The following is a 21,876-nucleotide window of genomic DNA, read 5'->3' as shown; positions in this document are numbered from 1 at the left end:
TTGGCCCAAGCATCCCCAGCCCGATCAAACTGGCCGCTTAGTCAGGAAGCGCCCCAGAACCTCTTCCGGGGGGCTTTTCGTGTGTGTCGCGGTCCTAGCTCAACCATGCCGATCCGGCGCGCTGTCGGGCGCTGCGGACGGCCGCACGGGCGCATCATTTACGAGTGACAGGTAGCGCAACTTGCTACTTACGAGAAACAACCGTTTTCCCGATAACCGTAGAGAATATATCTTGTCCGGCTAAAATGGCTGCAGCCGTGTCGAAAAACTGTGTCGACTATTTAAACGTCTACAAAACTTGTTGTCCAGGCGTCGGTAGCAAGACTGCCGCGACGTCCGGTTTCGTGCATCGCGCTACCAAAACCAGCCAGTCGGCTTTCGGCCAGGCTACGCCACGCCGGAGCGCCATGGCGCGCAGAACCGGACGTTCGGCTTTGCGCCCATATCGGCCGTCCAGAGAGCTGTGACGCCGTCCCCAAAGCGGACTTCGCGACGCGAAGCGCCGATCCTGAGCCGCTGGCGCCATCCTTGCCTCGGGTGACGTGTCCCCGAGCAGGAGCCGAACGCCGTGGCTATCACAGATCATGCTCTCGCCTGGACGCAGCTTTTCGGCGAACTCGACCGGAGCGGCTTGGCGCTGCACCTGCAGATCCGCCGGGCGATCGTCACCGCCATCGAACGGGGGCTGTTCACCGCGGAGGCCCGGCTGCCTTCGACGCGCCAACTGGCGGCCCTGCTCGGGGTCGCCCGCAACACCGTGGTGAACGCGTACCAGCAGCTCATCGACGAGGGCTTCCTAATCGCTCACGAGCGCAGCGGGATCTTTCTGGCGCCGGATCTGATCGTCTCCGAAGCGCGTGGTCCCTCGCCGCAACGGACCATCGCGTGGTCGCGGCGCTTCGCGGTCCGCCCCGCGCAGCTGCGGCAGATCACCAAGCCGCGGGACTGGCTCGACTACCCCTATCCCTTCCTGTTCGGCCAGTTCGATCCGTCCCTGTTCCCGGCCAATGACTGGCGCGAGAGCGTGCGGGCGGCCTCCGGGGTGTCCGAGATCAACGCCTGGGCGGGCGACCTGATCGACGAGGACGATGCCGATCTCGTGGAGCAGCTCCGCCTTCAGGTGCTGCCGCGGCGGGGCATCTTCGCCAGCGCCGACGAGGTGATGGTCACCATCGGCTCGCAGCAGGCGCTCTCGCTCCTGATCCAGCTGCTGGTCGGCCGCACTACGCCGGCGGGTGTCGAGGACCCCAGCTATCCCGATACCCGCAACATGCTGACCCTCGCCACCGACGACCTCGCGACGCTCGCCATCGACCGGCACGGGGTCGTGCCCGATGCCGTCTTCGCCAGCCGGGACGTGGCGTTCGTCACCGTGGGGCATCAGTGCCCGACCACCGCGGTGATGCCGCTGGAGCGACGCCGCGCCCTCCTCGCGGCCGCGCGGCGCCACGACGTCGTCCTGGTCGAGGACGATTACGAAGCCGACCTCGCCCTGGCGGACGAGATCCCGTCCCTCAAGAGCCTCGATGCGGATGGCCGCGTGATCTATGTCGGCAGCTTCTCGAAGGTGCTCGCCCCGGGCCTGCGGGTCGGCTACGTGGTGGCGCCCCGGGCCGTGATCGCGGAGCTGCGCGTGCTGCGGCGGCTGATGCTGCGCCACCCGCCCTCGAACAATCAGCGCGCGACCGCGATGTTCGTGGCGTTCGGGCATTACCGCACGCATCTGCGCCGGACCGCCGGCGTTCTGGAGGAGCGCGCCGTCCGGATCGCCGGCCTGCTACCCCGCCTCCTGCCCGCGTTCCGCTGGCGGCGCGACCCGGGGGCCACGAGCTTCTGGGTGGAGGGGCCTGTCGGCCTCGATGCCCGGGATCTCAGCGTGCGCGCTCGCGCCCGGGGCGTCCTGATCGAGCCGGGCGATATCTTCTACGCCGACCCGGAGGCCGGCCGGGCCTGCTTCCGCTTGGGCTTCGCCTCGATCCGCACCGACCGGATCGAGGCGGGCCTTACCCGCCTCGCGGAACTGGTCACGCCGGCCGGAATCCCGGCGTCACAGGGGATGCCCGAGCAGGTCTGAAACCGCCTGCACCACGCTCGTGACGGCGACGGTGCAGAGCAGCAGGATCGACAGGGCGCGATGCCCCCGTCCGGCTCCGAGCCTGAGAAGCGCCTCGCCGAGCCGGCTGCCGGCGACGATGAGCGGGATGCCGATCATCACCGGGATCGCTAGAAAGCCCCCGAAGAGCCCGGCAGTCGCGAGGCTGATGGCGCTGGCGATCGACGTCGCCAGGAAGAACACCAGCAACGAGGCGCGTCCCTGCTGCGGCGAGAGCGGCGTCGCGAGGTAGTAGGCGACCACGGGCGGACCCGGCATCGCCGCGAGCCCGTTGCACAGGCCGGCCGCCAGCCCGACCGCCAGGGTCGCGCCGCCGCGCGGAAGCCCGACGAAGCGGAAGCCGCGCAGGAGCGCGACGGTCCCGCAGCCGCAGACCAGCGCGATGCCGAGCCGGGCAGCGTCCGGGCTCGCCGCAGCCAAAGCGGCCACGCCGAGGGGCGATCCGACCACCGTGCCGGCGACGAGCCAGCGGAGCGAGGGCCAATGGCAGGTCCGGCGCGCCCGGGGCAGGTCGGATAGGCTCGCGCAGAACTGCAGGGCGACGGCGAGCGGGACGCACTGGCTCGGCGGGAGCGAGAAGCCGAGCAGCGGCACGGCCGCCAGGGCGAACCCGAAGCCCGTGAAGCCGCGGATCAGCGCCGCGGCGAAGATCGCGGCCGCGATCGCGATCAGGGATGCCGGTTCAGGCATCGGAAGAGCGGGAGTCACCACCCTAACGCATGTCGACCACGATGGTCTTCTTGCGGGTGAAGTGCTCCAGCATCGACTCCAGGGAGGCCTCCTTGCCGAGACCCGACTTCTTGAAGCCACCGTAGCTGAGGTTCGGCTGGATCGTCAGGTTCTGGTTGACCTGGACATAACCGGCATCCAGCGCGTGCGACACCCGCAGCGCCCGGCGCAGGTCCCGGGTCCAGACCGTCGCGGCGAGGCCGAATTCCCCCGCATTCGCGGCCGCCAGGACGTCCTCCTCGTCGGAGAACGGCACGATGCAGGCGACCGGACCGAAGATCTCGTCGCGCATGAGCGGGCTGTCCTCAGTTAGACCGGTGAACAGGACCGGCTCGACGAACAGGCCTTCGGCGAGATCCGGCGCGGCCGGCAGGCGCCCGCAGCGTACGGCCCGCGCGCCCGGCGTAGCCTCGCCCTGGGCGATATAGTCCATGATTTTGGCGTGCTGCCGGGCATTGATCACGGTGCCGATATCGGTGGCCTCGTCCAGGGGATCGCCCATCCGGAGGTTCGCGACGGCGGCGGCCAGCCGCTCCACGAACCGGTCGTGCAGCCCGGCGTCGACGTAGATCCGGCTCGAGGCGGTGCAGCTCTGGCCCTGGCGGGTGAAGCGCATGCCGGCCACCGCGCCCGCGACGGCCCGGTCGAGGTCCGCGTCCGCAAAGACCAGCATCGGGCTCTTGCCGCCGAGCTCCAGGCTCACCGGGATCAGCTTGTCGGCGGCCTCGCGGTAGATCGCCTCGCCCACTGCCTGCGAGCCCGTGAAGGTAACCTTGGCGACGTCGGGGTGCCGGACCAGCGGCGCCCCGCAGGCGGGACCGGTGCCGCAGATCACGTTGAGGACGCCGGGCGGCAGGAGGTCGGCCAGGAGGCGCGCCGCCTCGATCGTTGCGAAGGGGGCCTCCTCGGAGGCCTTCAGCACCACGGTGTTGCCGGCGACTAGGGCCGGTCCGATCTTGAGCGCCATCAGAACGAGGGGCACGTTCCAGGGCAGGATCGCCGCCACCACCCCCAGGGGTTCGCGGGTGGTCAGCGCGAGCATGTCCGGGCTGAACGGCAGCGTCTCGCCCTTCAGTTCCGTGGCGAGACCGCCGAACATCGCGAGGATGTCGGCCGCGGTGGCGATCTCGGGGCGGCACTCGGTGCGGATCGCCTTGCCGGTCTCGGCGGCCAGAAGCGGGGCGAGATCCGGAGCCGCCGCCGCGATCCGGCGCCCGCCCTCGGCCACCAGCCGTCCGCGCTCGCGGGCCGGGACCCGCGCCCAGGTCCGTCCGGCGGCGCGGGCCGCCGCGACCGCAGCCTGGACATCCGCCGGGCCGGCCGCCGGTGCCTCGGCCAGGGCGTGCCCGGTGGCGGGATCGAGGACGGTCAGGCAAGCGCCGTCCACCGGGCCCACCAGCGCGTTCCCGATCAGGTGGCGGCCGGCCAGCGCAGCCAGGAGGTCGCGCACGCCCCGGGGGAGGCGTGCCCGCCCGGGCGTCGGGCTCTCGGCTTCGTTCGGCATCGGCGGCTTACTCGCGGCTGGGCTGGGGCGTCCCGCCGTCGATAGGGGCGCTTCGGGCGTCGCGACAGGTCCAGCCGGCGGCGAGTGAACGGGCCAGGGCGGGCGGGTGCCCTCAGGCCTTCCCCTTCCAGGGCACCAGCACGCGCTCGAGCCGGCGGAGGCCCACCTCGAACAGGGTGGCGAACAGGCCGATCAGAAGGATCCCCATCACCACCACGTCGGTGCGCAGGAAGTTGGAGGCGTTGAGGACGAGCTGGCCGAGGCCGGCCTGGGCCGCCACCATCTCGGCGGCGACCAGGGTGGTCCAGCCCACCCCCATGCCGATCCGCAGGCCGATCAGAATCTCGGGTAGCGCGGCCGGGAGCACCACGTAGCGCAGCACCTGCGCACGGCTCGCCCCGAGGGCGCGCGCCGCGTTGATCTGGTCGGCGGAGGCCGAGAGAACGCCCGAGCGGGTCGCCAGCGCTACCGGGGCGAAGCAGGCGAGGACGATCAGCAGCACCTTCGACACTTCGCCGATGCCGAACCAGATGATCATCAGCGGCAGGTAGGCGAGCGGCGGCAGCGGCCGGTAGAACTCGATCAGCGGGTCGAGGATGCCGCAGGCGATCCGGCTCGTCCCCATGGCCAGCCCGGCCGGGACACCGAGCAGCGTGGCGAGACCGAAGGCGCCGAGGACGCGCATTAGGCTGTCGCGGACGTGGATGCCCAGGGGCGCGCCGTCCAAGTCGCCGTTCCAGGCCTGCCCGAGAGCCGACAGGATCGCCTCCGGCGGCGGCAGGAACAGCGGCTTGATCCAGCCGATATGGGTTGCGACCGCCCAGAGACCGAGACAGGCCAGCACCGTGGCGGTGCTGACGATCGGCACCAGCGCGCCGCTGCGGCGGGCAGGGCGCCCGGGACGGGTCCGCCGCGCGCCGGCAACGGCCGTCGCCTCAAGGGGCAGGCCGCTCATCGCGAGCCCCCGAGCGCGGGATCGGTCCGGTGATGGATGCGCCCGAGCACGCGCTCCCGCACGGCGATGAAGTCGGGGTCCGACTTGACCGCCCGGGCCGGCCGCCCGGCCACGACCGCGCGCGAGAACGGCAGGTCGATCGCCTCGACGATGCGGCCCGGCCGCGGGCTCATGATCAGGAGTTTCGTGGCCAAGAACACCGCCTCCTCGACGTCGTGGGTGATGAAGAAGGCCATCTTGCCGGTCCGGTGCCAGACTTGGAGGATCAGCTCTTGGACCTGCTCGCGGGTGAACGCGTCCAGGGCGCCCAGCGGCTCGTCCATCAGCAGGGCGCGCGGGTCGCCGGCCAGAGCCCGGGCGATGCCGACCCTCTGCTGCATGCCGCCGGAGAGTTCGTAGACCTTCCGGTCGGCGGATTCGGCGAGGCCCACGAGGCCCAGCATCTCCAGGGCGATCCGGCGCCGCTCGGCGCGCGGGACGCCGCGCAGCTTGGGGCCGAACGCCACGTTCTCGGCCACGCTCAGCCAGGGCATCAGGGCGTGGCGTTGGAACACCACCCCCCGGTCGGCCCCCGGCCCCCGGACCGGCACCCCGTCGAGGAGGATGCTGCCCTCGGTCGGTTCGAGGAAGCCCGCGATCGCCGAGAGCAGGGTGGTCTTGCCGCAGCCGGAGGCGCCGAGCGCGACCACGAACTCCCCGGGCCGGATCGTCAGGTTCACCTGCGAGAGGGCGACGATGCCGGCCTCGCCCTCCCCGGAATGGACGCTGACGTTGCGGATCTCGATCATGCCGCCCTCTCGAAGACACCAACTACTTCCGGGCCGCCGCCACGTAGTCCCCGGTGACGAACCGGCCGTAATCCGGCGCCAGAGCCTGCACGCGGCCCTGCGCCTTCAGGAACCCGGCGGTCTCGGTCAGCGCCTTGGTGGCACCGCCGCCGAGCCAGGCCGGGGAGGCCTGCGCGTCCAGGGCCGGGAAGCGGTAGCTCGCGAGACTCGCCGGCACCTCCGCGGGATCCGCGCCGGTGATCTTGGCCACCGCACTCACCTCGGGCGAGCCGGCGGCCCAGGGCTTGGCCGCGTAGGCGGCGTCCTCGGCGGCGATCAGCTTCACCAGGGTGACCAGGAAGTCCCGGTTCTGGGCCGCCCAGGCCCGATCGACCACCAGGCCGTCGAAGGTCGCCTTGCCCCTGCGGGCGATGTCGCCCGCCGAGAGCACCACCGTGCCGGACTTCTTCACCCGGGCCAGCACCGGATCCCAGATGAAGGTCGCGTCGATGTCGCCGCGCTCCCAGGCGGCGGCGATCTCGGGCGGGCGCATGTTGAGGATCGTCACGTCCTTCTGGCCCAGCCCGGCCTCCGCCAGGGCGGCGATCAGCTGATAGTGCGAGGTGGAGACGAACGGCACCGCGACGGTCTTACCGCGCAGGTCGGCCACGCTCCTGATGCCGCTGCCGTTGCGCGCCACGAGCTGCTCGGCGTCGGCGATCTCGTCGAGGATCCAGAACAGTTCGATGTCGAGCCCCTGCGAGGCCGCCGCCGCGATCGGGCTGGAGCCCGCCTCGCCGATCTGGACGTTGCCCGACGCCATGGCGCGGATGACGTCGCCGCCGCCGCCGAACTTGCGCCAGGTCACCGTGTAGCCGGTGGCCTTCTCGATCGCCCCCGAGGCCATCAGGGCGCGGAACGGGACCACCATGTCCTGGTGGGCGAAGGTGACCGATTTCTCGGCGGCCCGGGTGGAGTCGGGCGCGAGGATGCCCAGGATCACTGGCGTCAGCGCCGCCAGGGCGGCCAGGGTCGCTCGCCCCACGGAGCGGCGCGGGTTCGGTCGCGGTCTTACGCTGTCCATGTCCACACTCCCCCTCGGGCAACCCGAATCGATGCGACTCGGCGTGCCGGCGACAGGGTCCGATAAGGCAAGCCCCGTGCAAAGGGGCCAGGCGCCATCCAAATCCCCTCCGACTGGCCCCACCGCGCCCGACACGCCCGCCAACTGGATGCGTCTTTGGTAGCGCTCTGGATCTCGCCGGCCGGCCCGCGGCGGCGCTAGCTCGCCGCGAACGATTGCTGCCTGCGGGCGCGCGAGGGGAGTGCAGGTCCATGAATGAAGCAACGACCGAAGCGGAGCGCCACGCTGTGCTGGAGCGCCTGTTCGCGGCCTTCAACCGCCACGATGCCGACGGCGTCATGGCCTGCTTCACACCGGGGGTCGTGTTCGACACCGCGGCCGGTCCCGAGTCGCACGGGCGCCGCCTGACCGGACAGGACGCCGTGCGGGCGGCCTTCCTGGGGGTCTGGACCGACATGCCGGACGTGGCCTGGACGGTGTCGCGCCACACGCTGGCGGGGGAGCGCGCCACGTCGGAATGGCTGTTCACCGGCACCCGGGCCGATGGCGGCCGGGTCGCCGTAGAGGGGGTCGACCTATTCGTGTTCGAGGGCCGGCTGATCGCCCGCAAGAGCGCCTTCCGCAAGGACCGCCCGGTCCAGGCGGCCTGAGGGAGGCGGTTCGTGAGCCTGACCCCCGATCCCGTCCCGCGCCCGACCGGCGCGCCCTACGATCCGACCTACGACCCGCTGACCAGCGCCACCCCGGGGACGGACCGCGCCTACGCGCCGACCTACTGGGTGGCCACCGCCGGGCCGCCACCAGCGGATGACGGCCCGATCACGGGGGACGTCGATGCGGACGTGGTGATCGTCGGTTCGGGCTTCACCGGCCTGTCCTGCGCCCTCAGCCTCGCCCGCGACCACGGCATCAAGGCCACCGTGCTGGAGGCCAACCGGGTCGCCTGGGGCTGCAGCACCCGCAACGGCGGCCAGGGCCAGAACGCCTCGGGGCGGCTCAGCCGCTCGCAATGGATCGCCCGCTACGGCCGCGAGACTGCGCTCCGGATCCACGCCGAAATCCTGGAGGGCTTCGAGTATTTCACCGGTCTCGTGCGCGAGTTCGACCCCGACCCTCAGCCCGGCGGCCACATCTACGTCGCCCATCGGGCCCGTACCTTCGCCAAGCTCTCGGCCGAGTCCGCGGTTGCCAATGAGGTCTTCGGCTACGGCACGCGGATGCTCGGCGCGGACGAGCTGCGGCGGGACTGGATGGACGAGGCCGGGGCGGTCGGCGCGCTCCACGAACCGCTGGGGATCGGCATCCATCCGGCCAAGTTCGCCTTCGGCTATCTCCGCGCCGCGCGGGCGGCCGGAGCCAAGGTCCATCCCGCCAGTCCGGTGCTCGGGATCGACCGCGACGGCGGCGGCTTCCGGGTGCGGACGCCCCACGGGACCGTGCGGGCCCGCGCGGTGGCGATCGCCACGGGCGGCTATACCAGCCAGGGGCTGCATCCGCGCCTGCGCAGCCGGATCATGCCGATCCTGTCAAATTCCCTGGTCACGCGGCCCCTGACCGCCGACGAGATCGCCGCGACGCTGCGCACGACGACCTTCGTCACCGACACGCGCACCCTGCGGTTCTACTATCGCCGGCTGCCCGACGGCCGGGTGCAGATCGGCAGCCGCAGCGCGATCACGGGGGCGGACGCGACCCACCCGCGCCACCTGCGCCTGCTGGTCGACGGCCTGCACCAGAAGTTCCCGGCCCTCGAAGGCATCGCGATCGACTATTCGTGGTGGGGCTGGGTCGATGTCAGCCACGACATGATGCCCCGCATCGTCCAACCCGAACCGGGCGAGCCCCTGTTCTACGCCCTGGGCTACGGCGGCAACGGCGTCGCGTTCTCGGCCCAGGCTGGCCGCCGGCTCGCCGGGCTCGTGGCCGGGCGCAGGCCCGCGAGCCTGCCGATCTTCGAAGGGGCGCTCCCGGGCCACCCCTTCGCCCCGTTCCGGCGCATCGGGCAGCGGATGCTGTATCGCTGGTACCACCACCGCGACGAGGCGGCCTGAGCCGGCCGCAGCCAACGGACCCGACGGGCCGCCCCGAACGTTCGGGGCGGCCTTTCATATCGGGAACCGTGCGAAGTCAGGCGGCCTGAGCCCGGTCGAAGTCCGGCGCCTCGATCTCGCCGACCCGGTGACAGGCGACGTAATGGCCCGGGCCGGTCGCCAGCAGGGCGGGATCCTCGGCGCGGCAGCGCTCGACCGCGAACGGGCAGCGCCCGGCGAACCGGCAGCCGGCGGGCGGATCGATTGGGCTCGGCGGCTCGCCGCGCACGAGGTAGCGCGCCTTCAGGGCGTCCCGCGCGGGACCGGCCGGCACCGCCGCCGAGATCAGCGACCAGCTGTAGGGATGGCGCGGGGCGGAGAAGAACGTCCGCGTCGGCGCCTGCTCGACGATGCGGCCGAGATACATCACCGCGACCTCGTCGCAGAGGTGCTGCACGACGCCGAGATCGTGCGAGATGAAGATGTAGGCGAGGCCGCGCTCGGCCTGGAGCTTGGCCAGGAGGTTGAGGATCTGCGCCTGGATCGCGACGTCGAGGGCCGACACCGCCTCGTCGCAGACGATGATGTCGGGCTCGGTCGCGAGCGCCCGGGCGATGCACAGGCGCTGGCGCTGCCCGCCCGAGAACTGGTGCGGGAACAGGCTCCGGACGTCGGCCGGCAGGCCCACCGCGGCGAACAGCTCGTCGAGCCGTGCCGCCGCCTGCCTGCGCGACAGCCCCTCCAGCAGCCGCAGGGGCTCGACCACCAGATCCCCGGCGCAGCGCCGGGGATCGAGGGAGGCGAACGGGTCTTGGAACACCATCTGGATGTGGCGGCGGGCCTGCCGGAGCCGGGCGCCCCGGAGGCCGAGGATGTCCGCGCCGCGCAGGACCACCTGACCGGCGGTCGCCGGGACGAGGCGCATGATCCCCTGCGCGGTGGTGGACTTGCCCGAGCCGGATTCCCCGACGATGCCGAAGCTCGCGCCGCGGCGCACGACGAAGCTCACGCCATCGACCGCGTGGACCCGCCCGCCGCCCGGGACCGGGAAGTGAACCTTCAGGTCGTTGACCTGCAGGAGATCCGCCCTGGTCGGGGCCGATGCGGTGTTCGCCATCATGCTGCGCGGGCCTCCGGGTGCCAGCAGGCCACCGCCCGGGCCGGGCCGGCCTCGGCGAGGGGCGGCTGGGGCTTGTCCAGGCAGGTGGCGTCGGCCCGGCCGCAGCGGTCCGCGAAGGCGCAGATCGCCGGTCGCCGGCCCAGCGGCGGGACGAGGCCCGGGATCTCCCGCAGCGTCCCCACCCCCGCATCGGCCGCCGCGCCGAGGCGCAGGTGCGGCGTGCAGCCCATCAGACCGATCGTGTAGGGGTGCTGGGGCGCGCGCATCACCGACCGGGTGTCGCCCTGCTCGATGCAGCGACCGGCGTAGAGTACCGCCACGGTGTCGGCGATGTCGGCCACCGCCCCGAGGTCGTGCGTGATCAGCACGATGGCGGTGCCCATCTCGTCCTGCAGGGCCTTCAGCAGGTCGAAGACCTGCGCTTGGACGGTCACGTCGAGGGCCGTGGTCGGCTCGTCGGCGATCAGGAGCTTGGGCCGGCAGGCCAGCGCCATGGCGATCATCACACGCTGGCGCATGCCGCCGGAGAGTTCGTGCGGATAGGCGTGCAGGCGCCGTTCGGCCGCGGGGATCTGCACGGCCCTCAGCATCGCCAGCGCCCGCTCCAGGGCGGCGCGGCGCCCGAGGCGCTGGTGCAGACGCAGCGCCTCGGCGATCTGGTCGCCCACCGTGTAGACCGGATTCAGGGCCGTCATCGGCTCTTGGAAGATCATCGACAGGGCGCTGCCGCGCAGGGCCCGGAGCCGGGCCGGCTTGGCGGCCGCAATATCCTCCCCGGCGAGCCGGATGCGGCCGCCGGCGCGGGCGAAGCCCTCCGGCAGCAGGCCCATGATCGCCAGGGCGGTCATGCTCTTGCCGCAGCCGGATTCGCCGACCAGCGCGACCGTGCGGCCAGCCTCGACGGAGAAGCTCAGGTGCTCCAGGACCGGCACGGGGCCGCCCGGCCGCGTCAGGGTGACGGTCAGATCCTCGACGGCGAGAACGGGGCCCATCGCTCAGCTCCGCTTGCGCAGGCGCGGATTGACCGCGTCGTTGACCGCGTCACCCACGAGGCTGACCCCGAGGACCGCGAGGAAAATCGCCGCGCCGGGCAGCAGCACGGTCCACCACGCCTCCAGGGCGTAGGCGCGGTTCTGGCCGATCATCAGCCCCCAGCTCATCACGTTGGGGTCGCCCAGCCCGAGGAAGCTCAGCGCCCCCTCGAACAGCACGGCGGTGCCGATCGCCAGCGTGGCGGAGACCACGATCGGCGGCGCGGCGTTCGGCAGGATCACCCGGCCGATCAGGTAGAGCGGTCCGGCGCCGGCCGCCCGGGCCGCCTTGACGAAGTCGAGGCCACGCAGGCGCAGGAACTCGGCCCGGGTCAACCGGGCGGTGGGTGGCCAGGACACGATGCCGATCGCGATCGTCGTGATGGCGATCCTCTGGCCGAACAGGGTGACCAGAACCATCGCAAACAGTAGGGTCGGCAGCACCTGGAAGAACTCGGTGACCTTCATCAGCGCCGCGTCGACCTGGCCGCCGAAGAAGCCGGCGAGCGCCCCGAAGGTCACGCCGATCACCACAGTGATCAGCGCCGCCGAGAACCCGACCAGCAGGGTCGCGCGGCCCCCTTGGAGCAGGGCCGCGAGGATATCCTGGCCGAGGTAATCGGTGCCGAGCAGCGGGTCACCCCCCGGCGGTTGGAACGGGGCGCCGACGATCTCGAACGGGTCGACCCCGTAGAGGTGCGGGCCCGCCAACGCGGCGAACAGCAGGCCGATCAGGATGACGGAGCCCAGGAGCCCACTCGGGTTGCGCAGGAACAGGCGCAGGGCGGCGAGGCCGGGATTCGAGGCCGGGCGCGGCATCGGCGGCGCCGCCTCGGATCGCACCGGCTGGGGCCGCACCGCGGGCTCGGCCGCGACGAGGGCGCTCATGCCGGCCTCCCGGCGCGGATCCGCGGATCGATCAGGCGATAGAGGAGGTCGGTGACGAGGTTGGCCGCGATGACCAGCAGCGCCGAGCAGAACAGGATGCCGAGCAGCGTCGGGTAGTCGCGCCGCAGGATCGAGTCGAAGGTCAGCCGGCCGAGCCCCGGCCACGCGAACACGGTCTCGACCAGGATCGCGCCGGCGAAGAGCTGGCCGAACTGGAGCCCGACCATGGTGACGAGGGGGATCAGCGCGTTGCGCAGCGCGTGCTTGCCGATCACGATCCGCTCCGGCAGGCCCTTGGCCCGGGCGGTGCGGACGTAATCCGCGTTGAGCGCGTCGATCATGCTGGCGCGCATCAGGCGGCTGTACTGCGCGACGTAGACGATGCCGAGGGTCAGCGCCGGCAGGATTAGGTGCTGGGCGACGTCCAGGGCGTAGGCCAGGCCGTGCCGCGGGATCGCCACGTCCTCCATCCCGGCGACCGGGAGCACTGGCCACAGGGAGGCGAACACCACCAGCAGCATCAGCCCGGTCCAGAACACCGGCGCGGCGTTGCTGGCGATCGCCACCAGGGAGACCGCGTGGCTCAGGAAGCCGTTCGGTTTGCGCGCGCCCAGGATCCCGAGGCCTGCGCCGATCAGCACCGCGAGGGCGAGGGAACTCAGCACCAGCAGGGCGGTGGCCGGCAGGCGACCCAGGATGAGGCGCGAGACCGGCTCGTTGAAGAAGAACGAGTAGCCGAGATCGCCCCGCGCCACCTTGCCGACATAAGTCGCGAGCTGCTCGGGGAGGCTGCGGTCGAGGCCGTAGCGGGTGCGGATCTCCGCCATGATCTCCGGCGAGGCGCCGCCCATCTCCCCGGCGATCACCTGGGCCGGATCCCCCGGCGCCGCCTGGATCAGCAGGAAGTTCAGCACCACCACGGCCAGCAGCAGGCCGACGGCGTTCGCCGCCGTCGCGCCGAGCCTGCGCAGGCCCGTCATCGCTCGGCCCCCGCGGCGCCCTGCGCCCAGGCGACCTCGTCGAGGGGGGAGAGCGGCCCCCAGATCGACAGGGGCAGGTTCGTCAGGCGCTTGTCGTAGACCGCCTTGTAGGGGGTGAGGTTGAGATAGGCGATCGGCGCCTCGGACACGACGATCTTCTGGAATTCGTCGTAGAGCGCCTTGCGCTTCTGCAGGTCGGTCTCGACCGCGGCGGCGTTCAGCAGTTCGTCGACCTTCGGGTTCTTGTACTGCTGCGTGTTCGACCAGATCACGCCCTTTCGGATGTTGGTCGACAGGTAGGTCCGCGCCACGCCGATCACCGGGTCGCCCCAGTTGAAGACGTTGTCCATGGTCAGGTCGAAGTCGAAGTTCGAGACGCGCTGCGCCCAGGTCGGGAAGTCCGGCGCGGCCCGGACCTGGAGGGCGATGCCGATCCGCTTGAGGCCGGCCCGCAGGTACTCGGCGACGTTGCGCTGCTGGTCGTTGTCGTTGGGGATGTAGTCGATGGTGAGCTGGAGCCGCGTGCCGTCCGGCCCCTTCTTCAGGCCGGCCTCGTCGAGCAGGGCGTCCGCCTTGGCGATGTCGAGCTTGTAGAGATCGACGGCCGGCTCGTAGAACGGCGAGCCCGGCACGATCGGGCCGGTGGCGGGCTTCGCCACGCCGCCGAGCAGCTTTCCGGTGATGAAGTCGCGGTTGGCCGCCAGCGCGATCGCCCGGCGCACGCGCACGTCGTCGAGGGGCTTCTTCCCGCAGTTGAAGGCCAGCCAGTTGATCGGGCCGATCCCCTCGAAGCCGCGATCCGTCACGGTGAGGGTTTGCACCTTGGCCAGGCGCTCGATGTCCCGCACCGAGGACAGGAACGGCAGCATGCCGATCTCGCGCCGCTCGGTGGCGATGACGAGGCTGTTCTGGTCCGGCAGGATCCGGTAAACGAGCCGCGCCAGCTTGGGCCGCCCGGAGATGAAGAACCGATCGAACCGCTCGAGCTGGATCGACTCGCCCTGCTTGTACTCGACGAACTTGAACGGACCCGATCCGACGGGCTTCAGGTTGGCCGGATGGGTCTTGATGTCCTGGCCGTCGCCGTAGACGTGCTTGGGCAGGATCGGCATCAGGCCGGGCGACATGGCCAGCAGCAGCGCTGGGTGCGGGCGCGCAAGCCGGATGACGACCGTATGGGCGTCGGGGGTCTCGACCGTCGAGACCGGCTCCAGCATGGTCTGGAACGGATGGTTGGCCTTGATCACCCCGATCGAGAAGGCGACATCCTCCGCGGTCAGCGGGTGGCCGTCGTGGAAGACGGCGTCCTCCACGAGGTGGAGCGTCACGCTGAGATTGTCGGGGGCGATGGCCCAGGATTTCGCCAGATAGGGTTGCGGGTTCCACTGGTCGTCGTAGCGCAGCGGGCTCGCGAAGATCTGCGTCGAGACCATCCCGGTGGCGATGCCGGACTGCACGGCGCCGTTGAAGTGGCGCGGCACTTGGTTCGTGCCGATCACCAGGGGCGCGTTGGCGTCGTCGGCCAGCGCCTCCGGCAGGCCGAGGATCGGGGCCGTCAGGGGCGCGGCGAGGACCGAGAGGCCGGCGCCGAGGAGCGTGCGTTTGGTCAGGCGCATCGGGTTCGGTCTCCGTGTGGGGTTTGCGGGGGGCGCAACGCGGCGTCGAGGCGGCTGGCCAGTGCCGGGCCGGCTTCGGAATCGGTCGCCGCGATGCCGACGAGCTCGGCCTCGTCCGGAGCAGGCTCCGGCAGCGGCGACAGGCTCCAGCGGCGCCCGACCACCTGCAGCAGATGCATCCCGGGCCTGTCGGCCAGACCGAGACGCCCCTTCAACCGCAGGAGCGAGGCCGGCATGCCGGCGAGCGCACGCTCGAGCCCGGCGCGGTCGAACGCGCCCGCGCGCCGGTAGAGCAGGCGCTGAAAAGCGTCCTCGTGCGTGACCGCCTCGGCCCGCGGTCGGGTCGATCCCCGCCGGGCCCGGTCCGGACCCGCGCCGCCCAGATCGAAGAAAGCCGCCGGCAGCGCGGCCGCCACAGTCTCGACCACCGGGATGCCCGGCGCGAGGGCGGCGAGCGTCGCCCGGGCGGCGGCGCGGCCGGCTTCATCCACGAGGTCGCGCTTGTTCAGCACGAGGAGGTCGGCGGCACGGATCTGGCGGGCGAGCGTGTCGCCCAGGCGCGGATCGGCGGCAAGGCCCGGCAGGCGCTCGGCATCCGCCAGCACCACGACGCCGCGCAGGACGAGGCCGGGCTCCACCAGGGCGATCTCCGCGATGGCGCCCGGATCGCCGACGCCGCTCGCCTCGATGACGATGTGATCGAAGGGTTCGGGCTCCGCGAGGACGCGCATTAGCGTGTCGAGGAAGCCGTCGGCGAGGCTGCAGCAGACGCAGCCATTGGTCAGCCGCAGGGTCTGCCCGTCATGGTCCTGGATCAGGCCCGCATCGACGTTGATCGCCCCGAAATCGTTGACCAGCACCGCGTAGCGGCCGTGCGAGCCGGCGAGCAGCCGGTTCAGCAGCGTCGTCTTGCCGGCTCCGAGGAAGCCGCCGACGACCGTGAGCGGGCACCGCGTCGCGGGCGCGGGAAGTCGGCGCCTCATGCCGGCGGCACCGTAAAGACGCGGCCGCCCAGCACCGTGGCGTGGATTGGAACGTCCTTGAGCGCCTCCGAGGGCACTTCGTACGGATCCGCGTCGAGGACGGCGAAATCGGCGAACTTCCCGGCCTCGATGGAGCCGACGCAATGATCCATCCGGAGCGTGTAGGCGGCCCCGAGCGTCACGGCGTGCAGGGCTTGGGCGACGCTCAGCCGCTCCTCGGGGCCGAGCACGCGCCCCGACGAGGTGGTCCGGTTGACGGCGCACCAGGCGGTGAACAGCGGCCCCAGCGGCGTCACCGGCGCGTCCGAGTGGATCGCGAGCGGGATGCCGAGCCGCGCCGCGCTCCCGGCGGCGTCGATTTGGGCCGCCCGCTCCGGCCCCATCGTCAGGTCGTGATGGGCATCACCCCAGTAGTAGAGATGGTTCGAGAACAGGTTGAGGCACAGGCCCAGGGCTTTGACCCGCCGCAGCTGCGCCTCGGTCGCCATCTGGCAATGCTGGAGGGTGTGCCGGTGGTCGGGACGAGGACGGGCGATCTGCGCCTTCTCGACCGCGTCGAGTGCTGCCTCGGTGGCCTCGTTGCCGTTGGTGTGGATGTGAAGCTGGATGCCGGCGGCGTGGTAGACGCCGACGATCCGGTCGAGATCCTCGGGGGCGACGTACCAGAGGCCGTTCGGCGCGCCGTTATGATAGCCCGGCGGCAGGAGCCGAGCGGTGAAACCCTGGATCGAGCCGTCGACGACGATCTTCACGATGCCGAAGCGGAGGCGATCGGTGCTGGCGGCGGCGAGGCGGCCGATCCTGGCGACCCCGTCTTCCGGGGGGCACGAGACCGAGGCCAGAGCCGGCACGATCCGCACCGGCAGGCCCTCGACGCAGGCGGCGCCGTAGACCGCCACGGTCGCGTCGGTGAGGTCGTTGTGCAGGTCGGCGATGGTGGTGATGCCCTGGAGCTGCGCGGCCGCACCGAACCGGGCCACGTCGGCGGCGTCGAGGGTCCCGCTCATCGGGTTGTAGCCGAGCCCCCGGAACAGGCGCAGCCGGGCGGCGATCCCCTGAAGTTCCCCGGACGGGGTGCCGTCCGGCAGCTTCGGCACGCCGTCGATGGCGGTGTTCTCATCGAAGCCCGCCATCTCCAGGAGCAGGCTGTTGACGTTGGTGATGTGCAGGCTGGCGTGGTGGACCATCACCGGCCGGGTGGTCGAGACCCGGTCGAGGTCGTGCCGGGTTAGGCGCGCGCCGCCGAGATGCAGCGGATCGAAGCCCCAGCCGTAGAGCAGCTGGTCCGGGTCGGCGATGGACCGGTCCGCCTCCGAGAGCCGGTCCACGACGGCGCCGATGTCGCGCAGGCCGGGCACGCGGCGTCCGTCCGGGCTGCGGCGGTCGCCGGCGCCGACATAGGTCTGACGCCAGAGGGTCCCCTCCATCACGTGGGCGTGCCCCTCGACGAAACCGGGGAGGATGACCTTGTCGGCGAAGCGCCGGTCGGCAACCGCGTCGAGCCCGTCGAACTCGGCTTGCGTTCCGACCATCAGTACGCGCCCGTCGCGCACGGCGATATGCGTCGCGTCCGGCCGCGATGGATTCATCGTGATGATCCGCCGGGCCTCGAAGAGGGTGATCTCGCTCGGCATGGCTGTCCTCGGCACGACGCCTAGGATGTCGGCCGTTCGCCCAGGCCGCTAGCGCCAGACGGCGGGGATGAAGGGAGCCAGGGCGCGGCGCCGCAAAAAGGCACCCCGAATGACGCGGCGATGCGGGTGCTTCCGGGGACGACTTGGCCGGTGCAGCGTCGCACAGCGTGCGAGCCAACCGCACCGGAGCCGCGCGGGATGAAACGCTTCCCCGCGTCATTCAACATGCGGGGCATAACCGCGGGCGGTGCCAGCGCATTCAGCGGAGGTGCTTTTGATTTCTCGGCCACGGTCTTGCGGCAGGCAGCCGTCCGCTTCCGCAGCCGATCCGCTCCAGAGCGGAACTTCTGCTAAGGGCCAGCTCCCGTCGCGTTGGCGGGCGCTGCTGAATGGCCGGGTTGGGTGGTTTCCTGCCAGTCCGGTTTCGGGTGGCGCAACCTGAATAGCGGACGCTCAATCCGAGCGAGCGGCCGCGACAGCTTTGCGCCATCAGCAAACCTTCAAGCGAAATCATTCGAATGGCCGCTTGGAACCCGACAGCTGACATTGAGATAGAATGATCGCTCCGGCGGCCACAACATCCTAACATCGTGACACATAAACGAGCCGCGTCCGGGATCCTCGTCGCGCACCCGAGAAACAGGGGACGGCATGCCCGGGGACCGGATCGTCAACGTTCAAGCACCCAAGCCCGATGTTGCTGCGGCGCAAGCGCAAGCGGAGCAGGGAACATTGGTTCGTGGCGACCTATACGCCCGTCGCCCTCAAGTCCGGGTCGCGCGAGGATCTCGGAGGGACGCACACGATCCCGACCGAGCACGGCAACCTTACCTGGCGCACCTACGAAGGCGCCCTCTGCCTCCAGGTTTCCGGCGTGCGGCTCGCCTCCCACAGACGCGGCCCCGGGACGGGTTCGACCTGGCTCGGTTCGAGGCATACCTCGTCGGCGGGGCGTTGCTCGACTCGCCCGCCTACACGGGCCTCGGCAATGCGAGCCGGCGCACGCCGCTGGCCGCGATGGCCCCGAACTCCCGGGATGCGACCCGCGGCCTGGACCTGACGGAAGGCGACCGCCTCCTGGCCGGGGTCGAGGTCGCCGAGATCGCCAAGGACGGCCGTCCCGAAGCCGCGTAGGACCTGCGGCGGTTCATGGACGACCGCGTGCGCGTCATTGGAGATCTCGTCCTGGTACGGGCTTGCGATCCCCTCGTGAAACGCCGGCCGAAGGGTTTGGCGTTCCAGCCGTTCCCGCAGTCCTGCGAGGCCTTCTATCGGATCGCGAACGACCACGATCCCTTCGGATACCGTCCGGACGCCTTGCCGGAAGGCCTGGCCTGGGGGGATGGGAGGCCATCGGACGGGCGCCCCGTCGGCCTCGGTCCGTGGGGTGGCTCGCTCGCCGATGCACCGTTCGGCGCGGACACCGCGAGGCTGTTGGCCGGGTTCGCCGCTACCGCCGCGCTCGGGGTCTTCTACGAGATCGAGGGTCGCTTCGGCCATCGGCTGTCCGAACCGGCCAACGCCCGGCCGTGGAACTCATGCCAGGCTACGCGGACGAGGCCTGAAGGTGGTCCCGGAAGGGCTGCCTGGGAGGGATCGGGGCGGTCGAGGCCGAGGCGGCCGTCGATGCCGCCCATCGCCTGACGGAGGTGGTGGCGGGATGTCATGGCGTGCAAGCGACGTGGAACGAGATGATACGGGAGGCACGGTTCCTGGTCCGCCGGTTCAGGGAGTACGAGTGGCCGCGCGTGGTGCCCTCGACCCTGCCCGACGTGGATGCCGAGGCGCTGGAGGGGCTGGTGATGTGATCACCCGTTTCCGGGTCGGGTTGCGCCCTTCGAAGCGACCGTGACGACCCCGTCCCTCAGCCGGGGCCGACGACCATCTCGAAACGGAGGCCGTCCGCGTTGATGCTCCGATCGAACCGGCCGCCGAGGCTGCGCTCGACGGTCTGCCGGAGCAGCCGCGATCCGAACCCGGTGCCCGCAGCCTTGGCCACCCCGGTCGGGGCCGGCCCCTCGTCCCAGGTGATTGCCGGAAGATGATGCCCGGCGCCATGCAAGTGGCGATCTTGAGGAGGTTGCCCTGCCCGGGGCGGACCTCTGTCCTCCCCGCCTCGATGCCCCGGGTCGCGCGCGGCACCGGCCGGTCGACGCGCATCCCCTTCCGTCCCTTCAACCGTTCGGAGAACCTCGCTTGGTAGAAGGGTGTCTCGGTCAGGGGCGCGACAACCCCGGAGGACGGTCCGGCCTCGCCCGACATGTTCCGGGGCACGAAGGATGACCGCACCCGTTCTGTGTCCGAGCCGTGCTGACGTAGCGGGCTTCATGGCCGTCTCGCGGCCACACAGCACGAGGGCACGGATGCTGGACGAGGCATCGGCTATGTCACCCTGCCGGCCATCGACACGGAAGAGGCGCTCACAGCCCTCGTCGCCGAACCCGGAGGATTCGACGCCGCGTTTTCCGACGTCGTGATGCCGGGCATGAACAGCATCGACCCGGCGCATGGGATCCATTGCCGGTACCATGACCCGACGGTGGCGCCGGCAACGGGATACAGCCACGACCAAGCGCAGAACCGCACCTTCGGCTCCGGGCTGTTGCACAAGCCGCACTCAGCCGAGGAACTCCCGCGGGTTCTGCGCAAGGTCACCGTCTGGCACCGGAAGCGCACGACCTGAAGCCGGCCCTACCGCGGGGGCGACCTGGACGTCCGGCCGGCGGCTACGCCGCGGCCGGGACCATCGAGGACGCCGCGGATACCGGAGGGACGCACGTCGCTTGGCCAGCGTGGATGCGGACCCCGCCGGGACCGGCCGCCTTCGCGTCGTACATGGCTCGGTCGGCCTCCCGCATGGCCGCCTCCGTGTCGGTCCACTCACCGGGCACGAGGATGCTGGCGCCCATGCTCACGGTGACTGGAACACCCGCGCAGGCGAGCCCTTCCGACACGATCCGGTGGAACGTCGCAACCCTCCGGCGAGCCTCCTCGACCGACCCGGCGACGAGGGCCGCCGCGAACTCGTCGCCCCCGAGGCGACCGAGGCAATCCTCGGGACGCAGGGACGCCGCGGCGCTCCGGACGAGGATGCGCAACGTGTCGTCGCCCGCCGCATGGCCATGCCCGTCGTTGACCCCCTTGAACCCGTCGACGTCGACGAGCACGAGGGCCAGGGCACCATGCCCATGCGCGACGGAAGCGGATAGCGCGGCGACGCGCCCGTCGAACGCTCCGCGCACCAACGCCCCGGTGAGGTAATCCCGCCGGGCCGCGGTCCGCTCGCGGTCGAACGAGCGGCGCAGAGCATGCATCAACGCAACGACGAACGCGTACGTGCCCAGCCTAAGCGCCCCCCGGGCAGCAGCGACAGCGGTCGGTACCTCCCCGTCGGCCCCGTGGAGGTAGATGTTGAGGAATGCGGCGACCCCGGCGACGGCGCAGGCGGCAACCGGGCCGAGACGCCATCCGGCTAGCGCGATCAGCGGGATGTATGCCGGCCCCATGCCGACCGCCGGGAACGCATGGTCGAGGCCGACGAGCGCCAACGCGGATACGGCGAGGGCGAGCCATGTCGAACGCCTCGACCAGCCGTCGAACCAGTCGTCCGACCGTCCCGGCCCCATCCCCGCTGCCATCCGTGACGTTCCATCAAGCCCGAAGATTAAAGGGCTCCCGGGGGGACGATAGGGACGAAGACTTAAGGATTTCCTGGGCGAGCCTCGTCATCGGTCCCGAACGGACGGTCGATGTCCTTCAAGGCATCGCTTTCGGCATCGCCCAAGCCTAATGCAGCGCTTCGTGTTGGCTTATCCGGGCTGCCAGTGCCCGGCCGACCTTGAACAGGGCGTTGCGGACGTCAGGCAGGGCTTCCTTCCCGCCATCGTCCTCGATCAGCGAGTGAGCCAGGATGAGGTGGTCGGCGACCAGGTCGAGCTGGCAGCATGGCATGGTATTCCGGTGCGGCGCCGGGGGCACGAAACGCTCGACGTTGCCGTATGCCCCGATCGTGTCCATGGCACCCGCCGCTAGTTCGGTGACCGTGCCGAGATGGCCGACGAAGCCGTCCCCGATCATGCCGAACGATGGAACGCCGCCCGCTCCGACCCAGCGCGACGAGCCGTCAGTCCTGAGCAGACGGTACCGGACGCTGAACTCGGCCGCCTTGCGAACCGCGTCGGCCATCGTGTCCTCCACGACGGGCCTGTCCCCCGGGTGGACACGGGCTAGCCATCCGCAACCCAGCGCATCACCGATCTCTTGGCCCGTCAGCGTCGTCCATTCACCACTGGTGTAGACGCATGCCCCGGCCGCATCCGTCACGAAGATCATCCGACCGCCTCACCTCGACCCGAATATACCCTCGATCCTAGCGTTCGATGCAAAACCGACAAGCCGCTCGGTCACCTTGCATGCGGCGGAACGCCGATCCGTCAAGGGAC

At 70.9% G+C, this 21,876-nt stretch carries 21 protein-coding genes; 6 read left to right on the top strand and 15 right to left on the bottom strand.

The window, feature by feature from the left end; all coding sequences use genetic code 11:
* The first annotated feature begins 568 nt into the window (after positions 1-568).
* Complete coding sequence (locus OXS27_RS25320) at positions 569-2,074, top strand: PLP-dependent aminotransferase family protein (protein ID WP_267359659.1); 1,506 nt, start codon at positions 569-571, stop codon at positions 2,072-2,074.
* On the opposite strand, the gene OXS27_RS25315 is transcribed toward OXS27_RS25320, so the two are convergent.
* The 5 genes from OXS27_RS25315 to tauA form a co-directional block, all read right to left on the bottom strand.
* Complete coding sequence (locus OXS27_RS25315; RefSeq protein WP_267359657.1) at positions 2,048-2,803, bottom strand: sulfite exporter TauE/SafE family protein; 756 nt, start codon at positions 2,801-2,803, stop codon at positions 2,048-2,050. The genes OXS27_RS25320 and OXS27_RS25315 overlap by 27 nt on opposite strands.
* Positions 2,804-2,825: 22 nt before the next feature.
* Positions 2,826-4,346 (bottom strand): aldehyde dehydrogenase family protein, encoded by a 1,521-nt coding sequence (locus OXS27_RS25310; RefSeq protein WP_267359656.1) that lies wholly within the window; start codon positions 4,344-4,346, stop codon positions 2,826-2,828.
* 112 nt (positions 4,347-4,458) lie between these two features.
* The gene (locus tag OXS27_RS25305; protein ID WP_267359654.1) at positions 4,459-5,301 is read right to left on the bottom strand and encodes an ABC transporter permease subunit; all 843 of its coding nucleotides are present in this window, start codon (positions 5,299-5,301) and stop codon (positions 4,459-4,461) included.
* On the bottom strand, positions 5,298-6,089 hold the full coding sequence (locus OXS27_RS25300) for an ATP-binding cassette domain-containing protein (RefSeq protein WP_267359652.1): 792 nt from the start codon (positions 6,087-6,089) through the stop codon (positions 5,298-5,300). The genes OXS27_RS25305 and OXS27_RS25300 overlap by 4 nt, the downstream gene beginning before the upstream one ends.
* 22 nt (positions 6,090-6,111) lie before the next feature.
* Positions 6,112-7,152: a taurine ABC transporter substrate-binding protein gene (tauA, locus tag OXS27_RS25295; protein ID WP_243926189.1), complete on the bottom strand. Its 1,041-nt coding sequence runs from the start codon at positions 7,150-7,152 to the stop codon at positions 6,112-6,114.
* 251 nt (positions 7,153-7,403) lie between these two features.
* Here tauA and OXS27_RS25290 point away from each other — a divergent pair, with 251 nt between their 5' ends.
* The gene (locus tag OXS27_RS25290) at positions 7,404-7,802 is read left to right on the top strand and encodes a nuclear transport factor 2 family protein (RefSeq protein WP_267359650.1); all 399 of its coding nucleotides are present in this window, start codon (positions 7,404-7,406) and stop codon (positions 7,800-7,802) included.
* A 12-nt stretch (positions 7,803-7,814) separates the two neighbouring features.
* The gene (locus OXS27_RS25285; RefSeq protein WP_243926193.1) at positions 7,815-9,203 is read left to right on the top strand and encodes an FAD-binding oxidoreductase; all 1,389 of its coding nucleotides are present in this window, start codon (positions 7,815-7,817) and stop codon (positions 9,201-9,203) included.
* A gap of 76 nt (positions 9,204-9,279) precedes the next feature.
* Here the strand turns inward: OXS27_RS25285 and OXS27_RS25280 are convergent, their stop codons facing one another.
* From OXS27_RS25280 to OXS27_RS25250, 7 genes are read right to left on the bottom strand one after another with little or no spacing between them, the layout of a single operon-like run.
* Entirely contained in the window at positions 9,280-10,302 is a 1,023-nt protein-coding gene (locus OXS27_RS25280; protein ID WP_267359648.1) for an ABC transporter ATP-binding protein, read from the bottom strand.
* Complete coding sequence (locus OXS27_RS25275; RefSeq protein ID WP_267359646.1) at positions 10,299-11,294, bottom strand: ABC transporter ATP-binding protein; 996 nt, start codon at positions 11,292-11,294, stop codon at positions 10,299-10,301. The genes OXS27_RS25280 and OXS27_RS25275 overlap by 4 nt, the downstream gene beginning before the upstream one ends.
* 3 nt (positions 11,295-11,297) lie before the next feature.
* Positions 11,298-12,221, bottom strand: a complete 924-nt coding sequence (locus OXS27_RS25270) for an ABC transporter permease (RefSeq protein WP_267359644.1) — start codon at positions 12,219-12,221, stop codon at positions 11,298-11,300.
* A complete protein-coding gene (locus tag OXS27_RS25265; protein WP_267359642.1) occupies positions 12,218-13,201 on the bottom strand; it encodes an ABC transporter permease in 984 nt (327 codons plus the stop codon). The genes OXS27_RS25270 and OXS27_RS25265 overlap by 4 nt, the downstream gene beginning before the upstream one ends.
* Positions 13,198-14,817 (bottom strand): ABC transporter substrate-binding protein, encoded by a 1,620-nt coding sequence (locus OXS27_RS25260; RefSeq protein ID WP_267359640.1) that lies wholly within the window; start codon positions 14,815-14,817, stop codon positions 13,198-13,200. Before OXS27_RS25260 ends, OXS27_RS25265 begins: the two co-directional genes overlap by 4 nt.
* Entirely contained in the window at positions 14,808-15,800 is a 993-nt protein-coding gene (locus OXS27_RS25255; protein ID WP_267359638.1) for a GTP-binding protein, read from the bottom strand. The genes OXS27_RS25260 and OXS27_RS25255 overlap by 10 nt, the downstream gene beginning before the upstream one ends.
* Entirely contained in the window at positions 15,797-17,434 is a 1,638-nt protein-coding gene (locus tag OXS27_RS25250; protein ID WP_267359636.1) for an amidohydrolase, read from the bottom strand. The genes OXS27_RS25255 and OXS27_RS25250 overlap by 4 nt, the downstream gene beginning before the upstream one ends.
* A gap of 954 nt (positions 17,435-18,388) precedes the next feature.
* Here OXS27_RS25250 and OXS27_RS25245 point away from each other — a divergent pair.
* Together OXS27_RS25245 and OXS27_RS25240 are read left to right on the top strand one after the other, a co-directional pair.
* The gene (locus OXS27_RS25245) at positions 18,389-18,568 is read left to right on the top strand and encodes a hypothetical protein (protein ID WP_243926215.1); all 180 of its coding nucleotides are present in this window, start codon (positions 18,389-18,391) and stop codon (positions 18,566-18,568) included.
* A 536-nt stretch (positions 18,569-19,104) separates the two neighbouring features.
* The gene (locus tag OXS27_RS25240; protein WP_243926219.1) at positions 19,105-19,242 is read left to right on the top strand and encodes a hypothetical protein; all 138 of its coding nucleotides are present in this window, start codon (positions 19,105-19,107) and stop codon (positions 19,240-19,242) included.
* Between the two features lie 56 nt (positions 19,243-19,298).
* Here the strand turns inward: OXS27_RS25240 and OXS27_RS25235 are convergent, their stop codons facing one another.
* Positions 19,299-19,496: a hypothetical protein gene (locus OXS27_RS25235; protein WP_243926221.1), complete on the bottom strand. Its 198-nt coding sequence runs from the start codon at positions 19,494-19,496 to the stop codon at positions 19,299-19,301.
* Positions 19,497-19,919: 423 nt separating this feature from the next.
* On the opposite strand from OXS27_RS25235, the gene OXS27_RS25230 reads away from it, so the two are divergent.
* A complete protein-coding gene (locus tag OXS27_RS25230; RefSeq protein WP_267359632.1) occupies positions 19,920-20,117 on the top strand; it encodes a hypothetical protein in 198 nt (65 codons plus the stop codon).
* A gap of 43 nt (positions 20,118-20,160) precedes the next feature.
* On the opposite strand, the gene OXS27_RS25225 is transcribed toward OXS27_RS25230, so the two are convergent.
* Positions 20,161-21,072: a GGDEF domain-containing protein gene (locus OXS27_RS25225; RefSeq protein ID WP_267359630.1), complete on the bottom strand. Its 912-nt coding sequence runs from the start codon at positions 21,070-21,072 to the stop codon at positions 20,161-20,163.
* A 148-nt stretch (positions 21,073-21,220) separates the two neighbouring features.
* Positions 21,221-21,766 (bottom strand): PAS domain-containing protein, encoded by a 546-nt coding sequence (locus tag OXS27_RS25220; RefSeq protein WP_267359629.1) that lies wholly within the window; start codon positions 21,764-21,766, stop codon positions 21,221-21,223.
* Positions 21,767-21,876 lie beyond the last annotated feature (110 nt).

The organism is Methylobacterium sp. GC_Met_3, assembly GCF_026540775.1.
Lineage (GTDB): Bacteria > Pseudomonadota > Alphaproteobacteria > Rhizobiales > Beijerinckiaceae > Methylobacterium.
The sequence above is the reverse complement of the archived record's forward strand: the minus strand, read 5'-3'. Positions and strand labels throughout refer to the sequence as shown.